This window comes from Sphingomonas sp. Leaf10, assembly GCF_001421245.1.
Taxonomy (GTDB): Bacteria; Pseudomonadota; Alphaproteobacteria; order Sphingomonadales; family Sphingomonadaceae; genus Sphingomonas.
On sequence record NZ_LMKE01000031.1, the window covers coordinates 152662 to 172001 of the forward strand.

Sequence of the window (19340 nt, forward strand, 5' to 3'; positions counted from 1 at the left end):
GGATACGGCCGAGCGGCCTCGCCCCGGGATGCGAGCGGGTGGCGAAGACCGGCGAGACGAAGGTTGCATCGACCCCTGCGCGCTCGGCGGCGATCCGCTCGCGCACCGAGTGGACGGGCCGCGTTGCCAACCCCTTGTTCTTGCGCGCTTCCCGGCCATGCACGCCGTCGCCGCCCGGCAGCCACGGCCCCGCGACCAGCAGCACCAGCCGCCGCGCCCGCGCGATCCGCCGCACCTGTGCAAACATCCGCCGTCTTTTGCCCATAGGCGTAGCATATTGCCGAAAGACGACACCGCTGCCGCGTGGCAACTTCGCTACCTTCGCCGCCAGCTCGTCCCCAAGCCGCTCATCGGTCATCAACCAGCGGCGCGGCAAAGGGTGGCGGGGACGCATGACCGCCTCTATAGCGCGCGCGATGACCAAAACCGAAGCCTCGCTCAGCGCCATTCGCGACCGGATCGCCCATGCCGAATCGATCGCGCGCCGGGACCGAGGTGCCACGACGCTGATCGCGGTCAGCAAGACCCACGACGCGGCCGCCATCCAGCCGCTGATCGACGCCGGACAGCGCATCTTCGGCGAAAACCGGGTGCAGGAGGCGCAGGCGAAATGGCCGGCGTTGCAGGAAGTTACCCCCGGTATCGAACTGCATCTGGTCGGTCAGCTGCAATCGAACAAGGCCGAGGACGCCGTCCGCCTGTTCGACGCGATCCATTCCATCGACCGCCCGTCGCTGGTCGCGGCACTCGCCAAGGCGATCGACAAGGTCGGCCGCGCGCCTGCCTGTTTCGTCCAGGTCGATATCGGCGACGAACCGCAAAAGGGCGGCTGCGCCCTGTCCGGCCTCCCCCCCCTGCTGGCCGAGGCGAAGGCCGCCGGCCTGCCGATCGCGGGCCTGATGTGCGTGCCCCCCGCCGGGCTCGACGCCGCCCCCTATTTCGCGCTGACGGCCAAACTGGCCCGCGACAACGGCTTGACCGGCCTGAGCATGGGCATGTCCGACGATTTCGAAACCGCCGTGACGCTCGGCGCCACCCATGTCCGCGTCGGTTCGGCCCTGTTCGGCCCACGCGGCTGATTTTCCAAGAGGTTATGATGACCCGTCCGCAAGCCCTGCTCTTCGATTTCGACGGCGTGCTGCTCGAGAGCGAATTCGCCGGTAACCGCCAGATCGCCGAATTCCTCACGCAAGCCGGCCATCCGACCAGTGCCGCCGATTCGATGGCAAATTTCATGGGCTTGTCGGGCACGCACTTCACCCAAGCGATCGAACGCTGGGTCGGCGGACCGATCCCCGCCGGCTTCTTCGAAGCCCGCGCGGTCGAGGATGCGCGCGTGCTGGACGAGGGCGTCGAGGCAGTGGCCGGCGCGATCGCCTTCGTCCGCTCGCTCCCCGCCGATCTGCCGCGCGCGATCGTCTCGTCGAGCACGACCCACTGGATCTCCACGCATCTGCGCCATCTCGGCCTCGCCGACGCGTTCGGCGATCACATCTATAGCGGCAAGGAGCATGTCGCGAACGGCAAGCCCGCGCCCGACCTCTACCTCTACGGCGCGCGGCAACTAGGCGTGCCGATCGAGCAATGCGCGATCCTCGAAGACTCACCGGTCGGCGTCACCGGCGCGGTCGCATCGGGCGCGCGCGTCATCGGCCTGTGCGCCGGCACGCATTGCGGTGTCGGCCACGACGCCCGCCTGCGCGAACTGGGCGTGACCGAAATCGCCCACGGCTTTGACGAGGTTGCGCGGTTGCTCGGGCTGGAGCCGGTAAACGCCTGAATCGGTTCGCGCGAAGACGCGAAGGGGTTGCGGTTGGGGCGGCGTTCCGCGCCTTCGTCGGCGTGGAATAGAAAAAATTTGGCTCGCGCAGAGGCGCGGAGGCGCAGAGAGGTTGTGGTCGATGCGACCGCGCTTCCGATCGGTAGACAACGCCGCTGATTTCGACCGACGATAAGGCCGCTGGCGCGGGGGGAGATCGCAGCAAACGCAACCTCTCCGCGCCTCCGCGCCTCTGCGCGAAATCTAATTTTCTTCGCGTCTCCGCGCCTTCGCGTGAACCAATATCTGGCCCGCCAAGCAAAGACCCGCGCGGCTACTCGCCCTTCTTCGCCGCCTGTTCCGCCGCAGCCGGATCGACCGACGGCGCGCCCGATGCCGGAGTCGCCGCATTCACGATGTCGGCGGTATTGGCGGTCGCGCCTTCCTCGACATTCGCGACGCCCGGATCGGCCGGCGCAGCCGCGGCATCGGCGGCCGGCGCGGCGGGCAGCGGCAGGTTCGATCCCTGCGAATTTAGATAGGCGATGACGTTGGCCCGATCCTCGGCACTGCCGAGACCGGCAAAGGTCATCTTGGTCCCCGGTGCGTATTTACGCGGGGACGTCAGCCACGCGTTCATCGAATCGAAGTCCCAGTTGCCCGGAATACCAGTCAGCGCGCTCGAATAGGCAAAGCCCGGAATATGGCCGTGCTTCTTGCCCAGCACGCCCCACAGGTTCGGGCCGATGCCATTGGCCCCGCCCTGGTTGACCGTGTGACAGGCCGCGCATTTCTTGAAGACTTCCGCGCCCTTGGCGACGTCGGCGGTCGCCAGCAGCGTCGCGATCGGCACTGCGGCCGCACCGCCGCCGCCACCCGCCTCAGCCGCGCCCTCCACCGGATAGCCCGGCTTTTCCGGCGGGCCGGAATGGAAGATCATGCCACTGGCAATGGACAGTCCGAGGGCCGCGGCACATCCGGCCAATACCCAACCCGCGATCGTGTTCGTCCGGTCGTCCATGCGCTGAGCCGTCTCGCCTAAGATGGTTTTGTTTGGGGCCATGCTTAGAGGCGGCATCCCGTACTGGCAAGACAGGCTTGCCGGGCCGTACTGGCAAGACAGGCTTGCCGCTTGCGCGCTTGACCGATAATCGCCGCCCCCCATGCACAAATATGCCGCACCGGCCCGCCCCCTCGTCGCGCAGATGACCGAAGCCGCCGCCCGTGAACCGCACCGCGCGGTGGCTTTTCAGGGCGCGCCCGGCGCCAATTCGCACGTCGCGCTGGCACAGGCATTTCCAGACGCGCTGCCCCTGCCCTGTTTCGGCTTTGCCGATGCGATCGACGCGGTGCGTGTCGGACAGGCCGATTGCGCGATCATCCCGATCGAAAATTCGCTGCACGGCCGCGTCGCCGACATTCATTTCTTGCTGCCCGAATCGGGGCTGGTCATCACCGGCGAACATTTCCTGCCGATCCGCCACGCCCTGCTGGGCCTCGGCCCGGTCGAGGCGGTGAAACAGGCGATGAGCCACGAACAGGCGCTCGGCCAGTGCCGCCATTGGCTCAGCGCGCGCGGTATCGAGCCGGTGGCGCACCCCGACACGGCAGGAGCGGCCGCGTCGGCTGCGGCGATGGCCGATCCCGGCGTCGCCGCCCTCGCTCCGCCCGCCGCCGCCCGGCTGTACGGGCTGAAAGTGCTGGCCGACGATATCGCCGATGCCGATCACAACACGACCCGCTTTGTCGTCCTCGCCCGCGCCGCGCCGCCCGAACTACCCGCCGGCCCGTGCATGACGACCTTGGTGTTCGAGGTGAAGAACGTGCCCGCCGCGCTCTACAAGGCGATGGGCGGCTTCGCGACCAACGGCGTCAACATGACCAAGCTGGAAAGCTATCAGCGCGGCGGCACCTTCGCCGCGACCGAATTCTTCTGCGATATCGAAGGGCGCCCCGGCGAATCGCATGTCGACCGCGCGCTGGAGGAATTACGCTTCCACACCAAGAGCATGCGCCTGCTCGGCAGCTACGGACGGGCAAGGGAACGGGGGTAAGCACCCTCAGTGTAAAGATCCGTTCGGTTCGAGCGGCTTCGAGCGAAGTCGAGAAAAGGGTCAGGTGAACCATGCCCCGCATGGTTCAGGATTGTCCGGGGGACAATCCGACCTGCCCCTCGTCGAGAACGCCTAAGCTTAGGGCACCCTTCTCGACTTCGGTTCTCGACAAGCTCGAACCTTCGCTCGAAGCAAACGGATGGCGCAAAGGGGGGGGCTTGGGCAGTTACTGCGCAGCCCAAGCCGCCAGCAAACTATGCGCGATCGCATAGGCCGGCGGCGCCACGAACCGCCCGCTGTCCCCGGCCAGCGCCGCGCGAACCTCGTCCCGCGTCGCCCAGAACGCATCCTCCAGTTCCGCCGTATCGATCCGCAAGCGATCATCCCCGGCGACGGCAATACAGCCGATCATCAGCTGCGACGGAAACGGCCAAGGCTGACTCGCGACATAGCGAACCGCGCCGACCCGCACGCCGGCTTCTTCGAAAACCTCGCGCGCCACTGCTTCCTCGATCGATTCGCCGACCTCGACGAACCCGGCGAGGGTCGAATAGCGCCCCGGCGGCCAGCTCGGCTGTCGGCCCAGCAACACCCGGTCGCCATGTTCGACCGCCATGATGACCACCGGATCGGTGCGCGGGAAATGCTGCGCACCACAACCGCCGCACGCCCGTGCCCAGCCGGCGCGCGACACCGACGTCGCCTGCCCGCAATTGGCGCAGAAACCGTGCCGGACATGCCAATCGATCAGGCTGCGGGCGATACCGTACAGCGCCGCCTCCCCCGCCGGCATGTCGGCCAGCGCGGTCATCAGCGTCGGCGACCGCATGGCCGGTGCCGTCGCCACGCCATCGCCGATAGCGAACAACGGCGCCCCGTCGAGATTCCCGAGCAACAGCGCATCGCCCCGCGCCGGGTCCATCGGCACTAACGCCAGCCGGTCGCCCGCGATCGGTGGCTCCAAACCGTTCAGCACCAGCAACCGCGCGCCGGGATCGGCCAGCGCGCGCGCGAACGCCTCCGGATCATCACGCTCGTTGTCGACGCGCTCCAGCGCTGCACCGGTGAAGCCGATCATCGCGCCCCGGCGAGGTCGCTGGCCAGCGCCTTCACCAGATCCTCACGCAACGGAAAGCGATCGGCCGGAAAATAATTGACCATCACGGTACCCCGCATCTGCCGCACCGGATCGACGAACGCCACGGTCCCCGCGGCACCGCCCCAACCGTACGTGCCCTTGCCCGGCCGCCCCGGCAGCGTTTCCAGATAGACCGAGCCCCCGGCACCAAAGCCCATTTTCGGTCCCGCCTGCCCCCCGGTTGCACCATCGACCCCGCCGAAGGTGACGCCCGCAGGCAACAGGTTCGACATCGCCAGCGCGACCGTCTCCGCCTTCATCACCCGCTTGGCCGCAAGCGTCCCGCCATTCTGCAACATGTGCAGGAACCGGTCATAGTCGCGGGCCGACATGGCAAGCCCCGCGCCGCCATAGGGGAAGCTCGGCCGCTGCAACCAAACCGAGGTCGCCGCCAGGTCGAGCGGCAACAACGTGTCGCCCGCCCATGCATAGTTGGTTACCAGCCGCGCCTTCTGGCTTTCCGGCACCTGCCAATAGGTCGACGTCATGCCGAGCGGACCGAACATCCGCTTCTGCAGAAACTGCTCGAACGACATGCCGCTCGCGACTTCGATCACCCGGCCCAGCACGTCGAGGCCGATCGAATAGCTCCACTTCGTCCCCGGTTCGGCGATCAGGGGCAGCGTCGCGACGCGATTGGCGAACTCCTCCAGCGATTTTGGCCGGGCCTTCGCCATCGCCGCCTCGGCCTGCATGTTGACCGCCGCAGGCACGATGCCCAGCCGCTCATATTCCTTCAGCAACGGCCCCTTGGTCACGATGGTATAGCCAAGCCCGGCGGTATGGGTCAGCAGGTTGCGGACCGTGATCGGCTTCGTCGCCGGACGGCTGGCAAGGCTGTTGTCGGGATCGGTCAGCACCTTCATCGTTTTGAAGGCGGGAATGAAGTCGCTGATCGGCTGGTCGAGCTTCAGCCTGCCGTCCTCGACCAGCATCATCGCCGCCATGCCGGTGATCGGCTTGGTCATCGAATAGACGCGCCACAGCGTGTCGATATTCGCGGCAGGCGCGCCGGCCTCGACGGCGGTGCGTCCCGCGGCGTGGGCGCTGGTCCAGCTCGGCCCGCCGACGACTACCACCATGCCCGGCACCTTCTTGTCGCTGACATAGGTTTTGACCATCGCCTCGATCGCCGGCAGCGAGCGGGTGGCGGGGGCGGCCGGCGCGCGGGGCGGGGCGGCCTGTGCGAACGCTGTCACCGGTTGCGCCAGCAGCACCGCCAGCGCCATCGATCCGCGCACCCATCGTCCGATCGTCATCGCATTCCCTCCACCACCGGTATCGCCCGCGCGAACAGCGTCGGCAGCCCGGCATCGGCGATCTTTGCCACCGGCCACCATTCGCCCTGCGCGATGTCGTCGCCTGCATCCGCCACCATGACGGTGCAGGCAAGATCGAAATGGGTAAAACCGTGGCGAACCAGTCCGATGGATCGCCAGTCGGCGGCGAACGGTGCGCCCTCCTCCCCCGGATCGTTATCGACCCATGGCCCGGTCGGCAGCGCGCGCATCCCCCCCAGCAGCCCCTTGTCGGGCCGGCGGACCAGCAGCACCCGCCCGTCGCGTTCCGCCCAGAACAGCGTGCCGAAACGCTGCGGCTTCGCCTTCTTCGCGGCCTTGACCGGAAAGGCCTCGGGCGTGCCCGCACGATACGCGGCGCAATCGTCGCGAAGCGGACAGAGCAGGCAGCGCGGCCCGCGCACCGTGCAGACCGTCGACCCCAAATCCATCATCGCCTGCGCGAAATCGCCCGCGCGATCGTCGGGCGTGATCGTCTCGGTTGCCGCACGGATCGCCGGACGCCCGGCAGGGAGTGCGTCCGATATCGCGAACAGGCGCGAAACGACGCGTTCGACATTGGCGTCGACCACCACCGCCCGCCGTCCGAAGGCGATCGCGGCGATCGCGGCGGCGGTATAGTCGCCGATCCCCGGCAGCGCGCGTAAACCAGCCTCGGTATCGGGCAGCGCCCCCGCCGCCGCGACCACCCGTGCGCAGGCCAGCAGATTGCGCGCCCGGGCATAATAGCCAAGCCCCGCCCATGCCGCCATGACATCGGCATCGTCCGCCGCCGCCAACGCCGCGAACGACGGCCAGCGCGTGGTCCAGCTTTCGAAATAAGGTCGGACGGTCGCGACCTGCGTCTGTTGCAGCATCACCTCCGACAGCCACACGCGATAGGGATCGGGCGGCGGCGTGCCGGGCGGGCTGCGCCATGACAGGCTGCGATGATAGCGATCGTACCAGTCGAGCAATCGTTCGGCGACAGAGAGATGCTTGGCGTCCACGCCGGCTCTATGGCATGGGGTGGCGACAATGACGACGCGTCCCCGCCCCCATGCGACGATTCCCGAACCCCGCCGCCGTGGGGGCGCGCGCGCCGTGGCCGAATTGCTGCCTGAAATCGGCGGCGCGGCGTTCCGCAAGTTCGGCTTCGTCCAGTCGGCGGTGGTCAGCCGCTGGGGCGAGATCGTCGGCGAACGCTTCGCCCGCGTGTCGGCACCCGAATCGATTCGCTTCCCGCCGGGCAAGCGTGCCGACGGTACGCTGACACTGATCGTATCGGGCGCGCACGGCACGATGATGCAGCATATCGCACCGGAAATCGTCGAGCGGGTGAACCGCTTCTTCGGCTACCCCGCCGTCGCCCGGTTGCAGTTCCGGCACGGCGAGGTCCGCCCTCGTCGCGCGGTACCGGTACGGCGCGATCCGCCGCCGATCCCGGTCGACATGGGCGAATCGATCCGCGACATCGCCGATCCCGAGCTGCGCGAAGTGCTCGCCGCGCTCGCCGGTGCCGTCGCCGCCCCGCCGCCCCCCGCCATTCCGATTCTGGGCAAGGTCCGCTGATGCGTATCCTCCTTCTCGTCTGTTCGTTCCTGTTCGCGCTGTTCGGGCTGCCACCCGCCAAGGCGCAGGCCCCGGCGCGCGCCAATGTCAGCCGCAACTGGTCGACCAATGTCGTGATGCTGCCGACCGGCGGGATCGCCATCGGCAACCCGATGGCCCGCGTGCAGTTGGTCGAATGGGTCAGCTATACCTGCCCGCACTGCGCCGCCTTTGCCGAGGATGCGAAGGCCGAGCTGCCGGCGATGCTGAAGTCGGGCCGGGTGCGGGTCGAATATCGCACGCTGCCGCGCGACGCGCTCGATCTTGCCGCCGCCATCCTCGTACGCTGCGGCGGGCCGAACCGCTTCATCGCCGCGCATGACGCGATCATGCTGCAGCAACAGGCGATGCTCGATAAGGCTGATGCCTTTGCGCAGACGCCCGCCGCGCAGACCCGTACCGCGACGATCGCGATCCGCCTGCAACAGCTGGCCGACGCCACCGGCCTACGCGCGCTGATGCGTGGGCACGGCCTTGGCGATGCGCAGATCACCGCTTGCCTGAACGACGAAGCGGCGCAAAAGCGCGTCATTGCCATCGCCGAAGCGGCGCAGGCGGCCAATGTCGCCGGCACTCCCAGCTTCGAAATCAACGGGCAGAAGGCCGACGTCCATGACTGGGCGACGCTCAAGCCGTTGCTGCTCGCCGCCAAATAATCCTTATCGCCAAGAGAGTATCGCCCATGCGTTTCGCACTTCCCCTGATCGTGCTCGCTTCGCTGTCGGCCTGTGGCGGCGGCGGTGACACCGGCGGCAATGGCAGCGCCGCGGCACCCGTCGCCAACGTCGCTGCCCCCGCCGGGCAGAAATGGACCGATGTCGTCGCAGTCACGCCCGAAGGCGGCTATCGCATCGGCAACCCCGGCGCGGCGGTGAAACTGGTCGAATATGGTTCGCGCACTTGCCCGACCTGCGGCGCGTTCGCACGCGAGGGCAATGAACCGCTGATCAACAACTATATCTCGACCGGCAAGGTCAGCTTCGAATTCCGCGACTTCGCCATCCATGGCGCACCGGATCTGGCGGCAGCGGTGCTCGGACGCTGTAACGGGACGGCGACCTTCTTCCCGCTGCTCGAAGCGATGTATCAGGACCAGATCGCGACGCTCGACCGGATGCAGGCGATCCCGCAGGCCGAACAGGCGCGGCTCCAGTCGATCCCGCCGCTGCAGGCAGTGTCGGCCTGGGCCGATGCGGCGGGCTATGTCGATTTCGTCAAGCAGCGCGGCGTACCCGAGGCGAAGGCCCGCCAGTGCCTCGCCGACCAGAATCTGCTGCAACAGGTGGTCAAGATCACCGAAGAGGGCGGCGCGGTCGTCACCGGCACCCCGACCTTCCTGATCAACGGCGAAAAGGTCGAGAACGCGGTGTCGTGGTCGCAGGTCGAAGCGGCGCTGAAGGCGGCCGGCGCCTGACCCCATGGCCGCGCCGGCTGACGCGGCCCTTCCCCCTACGCCGGGGCTGACGCTCCGGCGGCTGCGGCTCAGTGGGTTCAAGAGTTTCGTCGACCCGGCCGATCTGGTGATCGAGGCCGGGCTGACCGGCGTCGTCGGCCCCAATGGCTGCGGCAAGTCGAACCTGCTCGAAGCGCTGCGCTGGACCATGGGCGAGAACAGCGCGAAGTCGCTGCGCGGCGCGGGCATGGACGACGTGATCTTCGCCGGCACCGCGACGCGCCCGCAGCGTGATTTCGCCGAGGTCGCGATCCTTGCCGAAGACGCGAATGGCGACGAGGTCGAGATCGTCCGCCGGATCGAACGCGGTGCCGGCTCCGCCTATCGCATCAACGGCCGCGACGTGCGGGCAAAGGACGTGTCGCTGCTGTTCGCCGATGCCGCGACCGGTGCGCATTCGCCGGCACTGGTCAGCCAGAACCGGATTGGCGCGGTCATCGCCGCCCGCCCCGCCGAACGCCGCGCGATGCTGGAGGAAGCCGCCGGCATCGCCGGGCTGCACGTCCGTCGCAAGGATGCCGAGGGCAAGCTGCGCGCGACCGAGGCCAATCTCGACCGACTGGGGGAGATGGCGCAGGAACAGGATGCGCGCGCCGCGACGCTCCGGCGACAGGCAAAGGTCGCGGCGCGCTACCGCGAACTGACCGATGCGATCCGGGTGGCGGAGGCGCGCGCGATCTATGCCCGATGGCGCGACGCGGTCGCCGCCGTCGATGCCGCCACGACGGAAGCAAAGGCCGCCGAAGCACTGGTCGCCAGCCAGGCCGGGGCACAGGGACAGACGGCGAGCGAACTGTCCGCCGCCACGCAGGCGCTCGCCACCGCTCGCGCCGACGCCGAACGTCTGCGCCAGCAGGTCGGCGATGTCGGCCACGCCCGCGAACGGGTCCAGGCGCAGGGCAATGCGGCGACGCGGCGGCTGGCCGACCTGACCGCACAGGCCGCACGCCTGACCGAAGACCGCGCACGCGAGGCGGCGCTGGCCGGCGACGCCGAGGCCGCAGTTGCGGGACTCGAAGCCGAACGCGCGCACCTGACCGAATCACTGGCAGCAGCCACGGCACGCGGCCCGCTGCTCGACGCGGCACTCGACGAGGCGATACGCGTCGCCGCGATCGCCGACGCCGCCCATGCCGAAGCGCTGGCCGCCCAGGCCGCCGAACTGGCCGAGGCACGCGTCGCCACCGCCGCGCATGACGCGGCGCGCGCTCGCCTCGACCGCGTCCGGCGCGACGAGGCGCGAATGCTTTCGGAACAGGGCACATTATCGGCAATCGCCCCGCTGCTCGCCGAACGCGAGGCAGCAACCGAACGCCGGACGGCGGCGCTGACCGATGCCGACAGCGCCCGCGCGGCGATCACCAGCGCCGAAGCCGCCGACCGCTCCGCGCAGGAGACACGCGGCCGTGCCCAGTCCGACCGCGCCGCCGCCGCCGCCGAACTCGCCGCGATCGACAGCGAGATCGCCGCGCTCGACCGGGCACTTCGCCGGGGCGGCCGGGCGCGGATCATCGATTCCATCATGGTCGAACCGGGGTTCGAAGCGGCACTGGCGGCGGCTTTGGGCGACGATCTCGACGCCGGTACCGACCCCGCCGACGATCGCCATTGGCACGACGACGCGACCGCAGGTGACCAGCCGCCGGTGCCGGCCGGTATCGGCCGGTTGTCGGCGCATGTCACCGCACCCCTGCTCGCCCGGCGACTGGCACAGATATTGGTGGTCGAGCACGATGACGGCATGCCATTGGCGGTCGGACAGCGGCTGGTGACGCTGGGCGGAGCGCTGCGCCGGTGGGACGGGTTGCACAGCCACGCCGGGTCGGGGGCGGCCGCGGCGGAGCGTCTCGCCCGGACCAACCGGCTGCGCCTGTTGCGCGAGGGTCGCCCGGCGCTGGTCGAGCGACGGGAGATTGCCGACGCAATGCTGGCGACGGCCGATACCGCCATCGCCGAAGCGCGCGCGGCACTGTCCGCCGGCCGCCTAACGCTGGACGTTGCCGAAACCACCGCCCGCGAAACCGCACGTGCCGAAGACCGCGCCGCCGCCGCGATCGAACGGGCACAGGCGCGCGCCGACGACCTCGCCGCCCGCCTGCAGCGCCTGCGCGACGAACTGGCCGAAGCCGCTGCCGATACCGAAAGCGCCGCCGCCGCGATCCGCCAACTGCCCGACCGAAGCGTCGCCGCTGTTCGCGTCGCGCGCCTGATGGCCGAAGCGAATGCCGCGCGCGCCAAGGTCGCCGACGCGCGCGCGGCCCGATCGACGCTTGAGGCCGCATTGACCCGCGACCGCGCGCGTGCGGCCACCGCCAAGGCCGAAATCGCGTCCTGGCACGCACGCGCCGCCGACGCCGCCGGCCGGATCGCCGAGATCGACGCGCGCATGGCGACCATCGCCGCCGATCGCGATGCGCTGCGCGACCGACCGGCCGCGCTCGCCGCCGAACTCGCCCGGATCGAACACGACTTCGCCCAGTTGCGCACCGCCGCCGCCGACGCCGCGACCGGCGAAGAGGCCGCCGATGCCCGCCTGCGCGCCGCCGAACGTGCCGCCAGCGCCATCGCCGAGGCGCTCGCCGGCGCGCGCGAAACCCGCGCCGGTGCATCGGCGCGGGCCGAGGGGCATGAGCAGCGCCGGCTGGAGATGGGCCGACTGTCGGGCGAACGCTTCCAATGCCCCCCGCCGCTGCTGCCGCGCATCGGTTTCGTCGGAACGGACGTCGGTGATGCGACGGCCGAGACGGCGGCGCATGACCGCTTGCTCGCCGACCGCGACCGGATCGGCCCGGTCAACCTGATCGCCGAGAGCGAACTGGCCGAACTGGAAGCGGCACAGGGCGAGACGGCGGCCGAACGCGCCGATCTGGCCGGAGCGGTCCAGCGGCTGCGTGGATCGATCGGCACGCTGAACCGCGAAGGTCGCCAGCGGCTGCTCGCCGCGTTCGCGGCGGTCGACACCCATTTCCGCCGACTGTTCGGCGCGCTGTTCGATGGCGGGCAGGCACAGCTCGAACTGATCGATTCGGACGATCCGCTGGAGGCCGGCCTCGAAATCCTTGCCCAGCCGCCGGGCAAACGCCTGCAATCGCTGACACTGCTGTCGGGTGGCGAACAGGCGCTGACCGCGGTCGCGCTGATTTTCGCGCTGTTCCTGACGAACCCTGCGCCGATCTGCGTGCTCGACGAAGTCGACGCACCATTGGACGACGCCAATATCGACCGCTTCTGCGACCTGCTCGACCGGATGGCCGCCGATACCGACACCCGGTATCTGATCGTCACCCACAATGCCGCGACGATGAGCCGGATGCACCGCCTGTTCGGCGTGACGATGATCGAACGCGGCGTCAGCCGGCTGGTATCGGTCGATCTGGGCGGTGCGACCAGTCTGCTGGCGGCGGAGTAGGCCTCAGCATAACCCGTTTGCTTCGAGCGCAGGTTCGAGCCTGTCGAGAACCGAAGTCGAGAAGGCGCCCCAGGCATCCCGTTCTCGACGGACGCTTCTCGACAAGCTCGAAGCTGCTCGAACCAAGCGGATCGGGTTGGGGAAGGCGACCGCTGCCCCACGCATCCTTGCGCCCCGGCCCCGCCTCGCCTAGTCGCGCGCCAACACCAAATCGCGAGCCTCAAGGAGCCTGCCCATGGCCGAGTCCATCAACCGCGTCGTCCTCGCCTATTCGGGCGGCCTCGATACCAGCGTCATCCTGAAATGGCTGCAACAGGAATATAATTGCGAGGTGGTGACCTTCACCGCCGATCTCGGTCAGGGCGAGGAGCTGGAGCCGGCACGCAAGAAGGCCGAGCTGATGGGCATCAAGCCCGAGCACATCTTCATCGACGACCTGCGTGAGGAATTTGTCCGCGACTTCGTGTTCCCGATGATGCGCTCGAACGCGTTGTACGAGGGGCTGTACCTGCTCGGCACGTCGATCGCGCGCCCGCTGATCGCCAAGCGCCAGATCGAGATCGCGAAGATGGTCAATGCCGACGCCGTCAGCCACGGCGCGACCGGCAAGGGCAACGACCAGGTCCGCTTCGAACTCGGCTATTACGCGCTGCAGCCCGATATCAAGGTCATTGCGCCGTGGCGCGAATGGGACCTGACCAGCCGCACCGCGCTGATTGCCTTTGCCGAGCAGCACCAGATTCCGGTGCCCAAGGACAAGCGCGGCGAATCGCCCTTCTCAACCGACGCCAACCTGCTGCACACCTCGTCCGAAGGGAAGGTGCTGGAGGATCCGTGGGACGAGGTGCCGGACTATGTCTTCTCGCGCACCGTCAATCCCGAGGACGCGCCCGACACGCCGCAGGTCATCACCGTCGCCTTCGAACGCGGCGATGCGGTGGCGGTCGATGGCGAAGGCATGTCGCCCGCGACCTTGCTCGCGAAGCTGAACGAGCTGGGCCGCGCGCACGGCATCGGCCGGCTCGATCTGGTCGAGAACCGCTTCGTCGGCATGAAGTCGCGCGGCATGTACGAAACGCCGGGCGGCACGATCCTGCACGCCGCGCACCGCGCGATCGAACAGATCACGCTCGACCGCGGTGCCGCGCACCTCAAGGACGAACTGGCCCCGCGCTATGCCGAGCTGGTCTATAACGGCTTCTGGTTCTCACCGGAGCGCCAGATGCTGCAGGCCGCGATCGACCACAGCCAGCACAAGGTGTCGGGCGAAGTCCGCCTGAAGCTGTACAAGGGCGGCGTCCATGTCATCGGCCGTCGTTCGCCCAATTCGCTCTACAGCGAAAAGGTCGTGACGTTCGAGGACGATCAGGGCGCCTATGACCAGCGCGACGCGGCGGGCTTCATCAAGCTCAACGCGCTGCGCCTGCGCCTGCTCGGCCGTCGCGACCGGTAAGGCATTGCGCCCGCTCGATCAGCCGGCGGGGCGGATGCCCTGCGGCTGGTCGAGCAGCCCCGCGAAGAACGACGTCGCCGCGATCTGCACGCCGAGGCAGCCGAGCAGCATCGACGGGATCGTCAGCCGCATCAGCTCGCCCGGCGCCAGCGGCCCGAACCCAGCCTGCGCCCAGAGCATCGTCGCAGCGACCCCGCCGGCCAGTCCCGCGAACAACGACAGCGCGCCGCCGATACAGCCGCGCTCGACGGTGAACCAGCCGCGCACCCGCCGCATCCCCGCGCTTTCGGGCCACATGCCAGTGCGGATGCCGAACAGCCGCGCCAGCACGGCCAGCCCGACCATCTGCGCGCCGATCAGGGCCGACATCGTCGCGAAGATCATGGTATGCACGCCAAACGCGACACCGCCTGCCGTCACGTCGCCGGTCGCCAGCACCGCCGTCGCGACGACACCGGTCAGCAGCAGCGCGAGGCCGGGGTAGAAGAACAGGAAGCGCGGTGCATAGAGCAGCAGGAAGCGCAGATGCCGCCATCCGTCGCGCCACGTACGCAGATGCGGCGGACGCGACCGACCGTCGGGAACGAGCGTCGTCGGCACCTCGGCGATGATGAGGCCGGCGATCGACGCCTTGACCACCATCTCGCTGGCGAATTCCATCCCCGGCGACGTCAGGCCCAGTGCCAGCGCCCGATCGCGCCGGAATGCGCGCAACCCGCAATGGAAATCGCCGACCGGCGTCCCGAAAAAAGCGCGGCCGAGCAGGCTGAGCACCGGGTTGCCCAGAACCCGGTGGAGCAATGGCATCGCGCCGGGCGCGATCCCGCCCCGGAACCGGTTGCCCATCACCAGATCGGCACCGCCGCGCAGCCGCTCGACGAACGGCAACAAACTGCCGAAGTCGTAACTGTCGTCGGCATCGCCCATGGCAACATACTCACCCCGCGCCGCTTCGATGCCGCCGGCCAATGCCGCGCCATAGCCGCGCACCGGAATGGCGACGATGCGTGCGCCGAGTGCGTTGGCGATCTGCTGTGAACCATCGGTCGACCCGTTGTCGGCGACAATCACTTCGCCGGCAATGCCGTGCAGGTCGAGGAAAGCCCGCGCCTTCTTGATGCACCCGCCCAGTGTCTCGGCTTCGTTGAGGCAGGGCATGACGATCGACAGTTCGACGCGCCCGGCGGGCGGTTCCGGTTCGTGATCGAATTGGGCGAGGCGGACGGCGGACATCGGGCGCTCCATGCGGCGAGTTGCACTACGATGCGCCGGCAGGAACGAAGAGTCGGTTAACGTTACACGCTAAATTAAGCATGTTCCGGGCATTGGCGGAGGATGACGCCCGTCGCCTCACCATCGTCACGGCTTGCGCCAACGTGGCTGCCGATCCTGCTCGCCGCCAGCCTTGTCGTCATCCTGACCGCGGTCTGGACGGTGAACGACTGGGCGGCGTTGCGGCTGCTGCGCCTGCCCGACAATGACGACATGATGCGGCTGGCCGAGATACGCGACTGGATCGGTGGACAGCGCCTCAACGACCTGATGCAATATCGACTGGGCCCGCCGGGCGGTGCGCCGATGCACTGGTCGCGGCTGGCCGATGCGGTACCGGCCGGCATCGTCATTACGCTGACGCCGTTGCTGGGAACCCATGCCGCCGAATTGACGGCGGTCATCGCATGGCCGGCGCTATTGCTCGTCCTCTATTTGCTGCTCGCCGGACGGATCGCACGCAGTATCGGCGGTCGCCCGGCGACGCCCGTTGCGATCATTCTTGCCGCGCTCGCCTTTCCGACGATCAGCCTGTTCATACCGGGCCGGATCGATCACCACGCGTTGCAGATCGTGCTGCTGTTCGCACTGGTCGCCGGACTGGTACGCGCGCCATCCTGGACGATCGGCGCGGCGATGGGGGTGCTGGCGGCCCTGAGCCTCGCGATCGGCCTCGAAGCGGCCCCCGAACTCATCGCGGTCATGGTCGCGCTCGGCTGGTGCTGGATGGACGGCGAGCGACGCGGAAATGCTCGGGCGGCTGGGTTCGGCGTCGGCCTGCTGGCAACGACGGGGTTCATGCTCGCCTTCCTGCATCCCGACGCTTGGCCGCGCGCGTGGTGCGATGGCTTCACCGCCGCCTCGACCAGCGCGACCCTTGCGCTGGGTACGGGCTGGGTCGCGCTGGGGCTGTTCGGAGCGCGCCTGCAATCGTACCGGTCGCGCCTGATCGCGGCGGCGGTGGTCGGCGCGGTCGTCGCCGTGTCAGCCTCGCAGACCTCGCTGGTCTGCATCGCCGGCCCCTATGACGCGCTGCACCCGTTCCTGAAACAGGCGTGGATGGCGAATGTCGCGGAAGCGCGCGGACTGTTCTTCGACCAGAATTCCCCCGGCAAGGTCGTCGCGTTCGGCATGCTGTCGGCCATCGGGACCGTCGTCGCCGCGATCGACGCGGTCCGCACGCGCGATCGATCGCGCATCGCGCTTGCGATGGTTCTCGGTATCAGCCTCGTCGCGGCAGTCGCACAGGTTCGCGTCACCTATATCCTCGCCGGCATGGCGACGGTCCCGATCGCGCTGCGCATCGCCGCCCTCGATCCTGAGAAACAGGCGCTGCAGCGGCTGCGATGGTGGGCGTTGGGCGCCGGCATGGTCTGGTATCTGGCCGGCAGCGTGATCGATACGAGCCTTGGCCAGTCGGAAAAGGCGGCCCGGCGTGTCTATGCCGATTGCATCCGCGCAAAGCCCTTCATGGCGGTCGGCCGACAACCAACCGGGACGCTCATGGCACCGATCGACGACGGTGCCTATTTCATCGGATTGACGCCGCATCACGTCGTCGCAGCACCCTACCACCGCAACAACGCCGGCAATCTGGCCTCCTATCGCTTCTTCCTCGCGACGCCGGAACGGGCGGCAACGATCGCGCGGCAATGGGCGGTCGATTACGTCGCGGTTTGCCCGGGCGACCTGCGCGAACGCAATATCGAGCGGCTCCGCAACGGCAGTCTGATCGACGCCTTGCAGCGCGGCGGCACGCCCGACTGGCTGGTCCCGATCACGACGGGCGGGTCGCTGCGGGCCTTTCGCGTGCGGCAACCGCAACGCTTGTCGAAAGGGGCCGGCCACGCCTAAAAGCGGGCAATGCAGGGGGATCGACTTTACTGGTGGCAGACGCGGTGGTTCGTCGCATTGATGGCGGTGCTGGCGGTCGTGCCGCTGCTGTGGCCCGACGTCCCGCCGCTGGTCGACCTGCCCGGCCATATGGGGCGCTACCGTGTCCAGCAGCTCTGGGACACTGGGCAGGCGCCCTGGTTCCACGACTGGTATAATTTCGACTGGAGCCTGATCGGCAATCTCGGAGTCGACCTGCTGGTCTGGCTGTTCGAGCCGTTGCTCGGCCTCGAACCGACCGTCAAGCTCATCATCATGGCGATCCCGCCGCTGACCGCGGTCGGGCTGCTGTGGATCGCGCGCGAGGTGCATGGCCGCATTCCCGCGACCGCATTGTTCGCGCTGCCGATCGTCTACAGCTTTCCGCTGCATTTCGGGTTCGCCAATTTCGCGCTGTCGATGGCGCTCGCGCTCAACGCCTTCGCGCTGTGGCTGCGGCTGGGGCGGCAAGGGCGGCTGTTGCTGCGCGGGATCGTGTTCGTGCCGATCGCCGGGCTGGTCTGGCTGACCCATACGTTCGGCTGGGGGACATTGGGCGTACTCGCCGCCTCGGCCGAGCTGATCCGCGAACATGACAAGCGCCGCAACTGGTTCGCCGCCGCCTTCCACGCCGGGCTCCACTGCCTCGTCCTCGCGCCGCCTGCGCTGCTGATGCTGCTATGGCGCTCGGGCGGGCATGTCGGCGGACAGACCGGCGACTGGTTCAACTGGCGCGCGAAGATGTTGTGGATGACCATGACGTTGCGCGACCGGTGGCAGCTCTACGACCTCGCCTCGGTCGCGGTCTTCTACCTCGTGCTGTTCAAGGGGTTGCGCGATCCCAATATCGGCTATTCGCGCAATCTCGGCCTGTCGGCGCTGTTCCTGATCGCGGTCTATATCCTGTTGCCGCGCATCGTGTTCGGATCGGCCTATGCCGATATGCGGCTGGTCCCCTATCTCTTCGGCATCTGCCTGATCGCGCTGCGCCCCAAACCGGGCCTCTCGATCCGCCATGCCGGGGTACTGGCCGCGATCGGTCTTGCCATCTTCGTCGGGCGGATCGGTGCGACCACCGTCAGCTTCTGGCTGTACGATCGCGATTACGACCGCGAACTGGCCGCGCTCGACCATGTGCCGGTCGGTGCGCGGCTGGTCACCTTCGTTGGGGAGACGTGCTACAACGAATGGCGGATGACCCGGCTGCAGCATCTGCCCGGCATGGCACTGGCGCGGCGGCTGGCCTATGCCAACGATCAATGGTCGATGGCGGGCGGACAGTTGCTGACGGTGCGCTACAAGCCCGCGCGCGGCTTTTCGCACGATCCGTCCGAACTGGTCACCGACGTCAAATGCCCGCGCGAATATTGGCGGCCGATCGCCGGGGCGCTGTACAAATTCCCGCGCGACGCCTTCGACTATGTCTGGCTGATTCGCCCGCCCAAATATGACCGGCGGCTGGAACAGGGGCTGGTGCCGATCTGGCGCAGCGGCCGCAGCGCGTTGTTCCGGGTCGACCACCGCGTGCCCCCGCCGGTGCTGACATGGAGCGATCTGGGCAATCGACCGTTTGCCAAACCCCGTCGCCGCCCGTCGCGCCAGATGGCGGCGCGCGACCCCATCGTCCGGTAAAGGAGACGCACCATGGACTTTCTCAACAACGCGCTGAACCTTGCCGGCCGCTTCGACCTGCCCGCCATCGCCGAAAAGGCCGGCATCACCCCCGAACAGGTGCAGACGGTGATCGGCCTGCTCGGCAAGTTCGCCGGCCATGCCGACCCGGCACAGGACGCCGCCGACCATAGCGGCGTGTCCCGCCATCAGATCGAGGCGATCCTGTCCGAAATCGGCGGCGCCGATGCACTGGGTCAGGTCGCACAGGCATTCGGCTTCGACCTCGATAGCAAGGGCGGCGCCAGCGACGTGCTCGGCAATCTCGGCGGGATGTTCGGGCGGAAGTAAGCGCGGGAGTCTGAATCGCTGGAAGGGTTCACCCTCACCCTTCCCACCGGGCTCCGCCCGGCGGGCCCCTTCCCTCTCCC

Annotated in this window: 17 protein-coding genes; 11 read left to right on the forward strand and 6 right to left on the reverse strand. The window is 68.4% G+C overall.

The window, feature by feature from the left end:
- The coding region (locus ASE59_RS20120; protein WP_235515813.1) for a thiamine phosphate synthase at positions 1 to 394 on the reverse strand (394 nt) is incomplete at its 3' end.
- A 22-nt stretch (positions 395 to 416) separates the two neighbouring features.
- On the opposite strand from ASE59_RS20120, the gene ASE59_RS16015 reads away from it, so the two are divergent.
- Both ASE59_RS16015 and ASE59_RS16020 read left to right on the forward strand, forming a co-directional pair.
- On the forward strand, positions 417 to 1079 hold the full coding sequence (locus ASE59_RS16015) for a YggS family pyridoxal phosphate-dependent enzyme (protein WP_056458541.1): 663 nt from the start codon (positions 417 to 419) through the stop codon (positions 1077 to 1079).
- Positions 1080 to 1096: 17 nt separating this feature from the next.
- Positions 1097 to 1780: an HAD family hydrolase gene (locus tag ASE59_RS16020; RefSeq protein ID WP_056458711.1), complete on the forward strand. Its 684-nt coding sequence runs from the start codon at positions 1097 to 1099 to the stop codon at positions 1778 to 1780.
- Positions 1781 to 2093: 313 nt separating this feature from the next.
- Here ASE59_RS16020 and ASE59_RS16025 read toward each other — a convergent pair whose 3' ends face one another.
- Positions 2094 to 2780, reverse strand: coding sequence for a c-type cytochrome (locus tag ASE59_RS16025; protein WP_056458545.1), 687 nt, complete (start codon positions 2778 to 2780; stop codon positions 2094 to 2096).
- Positions 2781 to 2922: 142 nt separating this feature from the next.
- Here ASE59_RS16025 and ASE59_RS16030 point away from each other — a divergent pair, with 142 nt between their 5' ends.
- Complete coding sequence (locus tag ASE59_RS16030) at positions 2923 to 3813, forward strand: prephenate dehydratase (RefSeq protein WP_056458548.1); 891 nt, start codon at positions 2923 to 2925, stop codon at positions 3811 to 3813.
- 226 nt (positions 3814 to 4039) lie between these two features.
- Here ASE59_RS16030 and nudC read toward each other — a convergent pair whose 3' ends face one another.
- The 3 genes from nudC to ASE59_RS16045 are packed head-to-tail and all read right to left on the reverse strand — an operon-like array spanning position 4040 to position 7238.
- A complete protein-coding gene (nudC, locus tag ASE59_RS16035; RefSeq protein ID WP_056458551.1) occupies positions 4040 to 4891 on the reverse strand; it encodes an NAD(+) diphosphatase in 852 nt (283 codons plus the stop codon).
- Positions 4888 to 6210 (reverse strand): serine hydrolase domain-containing protein, encoded by a 1323-nt coding sequence (locus ASE59_RS16040; RefSeq protein WP_056458553.1) that lies wholly within the window; start codon positions 6208 to 6210, stop codon positions 4888 to 4890. The genes nudC and ASE59_RS16040 overlap by 4 nt, the downstream gene beginning before the upstream one ends.
- Complete coding sequence (locus ASE59_RS16045; RefSeq protein ID WP_235515814.1) at positions 6207 to 7238, reverse strand: A/G-specific adenine glycosylase; 1032 nt, start codon at positions 7236 to 7238, stop codon at positions 6207 to 6209. Before ASE59_RS16045 ends, ASE59_RS16040 begins: the two co-directional genes overlap by 4 nt.
- A gap of 28 nt (positions 7239 to 7266) precedes the next feature.
- Here ASE59_RS16045 and ASE59_RS16050 point away from each other — a divergent pair, with 28 nt between their 5' ends.
- The 5 genes from ASE59_RS16050 (at position 7267) to ASE59_RS16070 (ending at position 14154) form a co-directional block, all read left to right on the forward strand.
- Positions 7267 to 7800 (forward strand): DUF721 domain-containing protein, encoded by a 534-nt coding sequence (locus ASE59_RS16050; protein WP_056458558.1) that lies wholly within the window; start codon positions 7267 to 7269, stop codon positions 7798 to 7800.
- Positions 7800 to 8495: a DsbA family protein gene (locus ASE59_RS16055; RefSeq protein WP_056458561.1), complete on the forward strand. Its 696-nt coding sequence runs from the start codon at positions 7800 to 7802 to the stop codon at positions 8493 to 8495. Before ASE59_RS16050 ends, ASE59_RS16055 begins: the two co-directional genes overlap by 1 nt.
- A gap of 26 nt (positions 8496 to 8521) precedes the next feature.
- Positions 8522 to 9253: a thioredoxin domain-containing protein gene (locus ASE59_RS16060; protein WP_056458563.1), complete on the forward strand. Its 732-nt coding sequence runs from the start codon at positions 8522 to 8524 to the stop codon at positions 9251 to 9253.
- 4 nt (positions 9254 to 9257) lie between these two features.
- Entirely contained in the window at positions 9258 to 12701 is a 3444-nt protein-coding gene (locus ASE59_RS16065; RefSeq protein WP_414899193.1) for a chromosome segregation SMC family protein, read from the forward strand.
- Positions 12702 to 12936: 235 nt separating this feature from the next.
- Complete coding sequence (locus tag ASE59_RS16070) at positions 12937 to 14154, forward strand: argininosuccinate synthase (RefSeq protein ID WP_056458566.1); 1218 nt, start codon at positions 12937 to 12939, stop codon at positions 14152 to 14154.
- An 18-nt stretch (positions 14155 to 14172) separates the two neighbouring features.
- Here ASE59_RS16070 and ASE59_RS16075 read toward each other — a convergent pair whose 3' ends face one another.
- A complete protein-coding gene (locus tag ASE59_RS16075) occupies positions 14173 to 15387 on the reverse strand; it encodes a glycosyltransferase family 2 protein (RefSeq protein ID WP_056458721.1) in 1215 nt (404 codons plus the stop codon).
- Between the two features lie 102 nt (positions 15388 to 15489).
- Here ASE59_RS16075 and ASE59_RS16080 point away from each other — a divergent pair, with 102 nt between their 5' ends.
- From ASE59_RS16080 to ASE59_RS16090, 3 genes are read left to right on the forward strand one after another with little or no spacing between them, the layout of a single operon-like run.
- Positions 15490 to 17280 carry a hypothetical protein gene (locus ASE59_RS16080; RefSeq protein WP_056458569.1) on the forward strand — a complete coding sequence of 597 codons (1791 nt, stop codon included), beginning with the start codon at positions 15490 to 15492 and terminating at the stop codon, positions 17278 to 17280.
- 9 nt (positions 17281 to 17289) lie between these two features.
- Positions 17290 to 18930: a hypothetical protein gene (locus ASE59_RS16085; protein ID WP_056458572.1), complete on the forward strand. Its 1641-nt coding sequence runs from the start codon at positions 17290 to 17292 to the stop codon at positions 18928 to 18930.
- A gap of 12 nt (positions 18931 to 18942) precedes the next feature.
- Positions 18943 to 19260: a hypothetical protein gene (locus ASE59_RS16090; protein WP_056458574.1), complete on the forward strand. Its 318-nt coding sequence runs from the start codon at positions 18943 to 18945 to the stop codon at positions 19258 to 19260.
- The last annotated feature ends 80 nt before the right edge of the window (positions 19261 to 19340 follow it).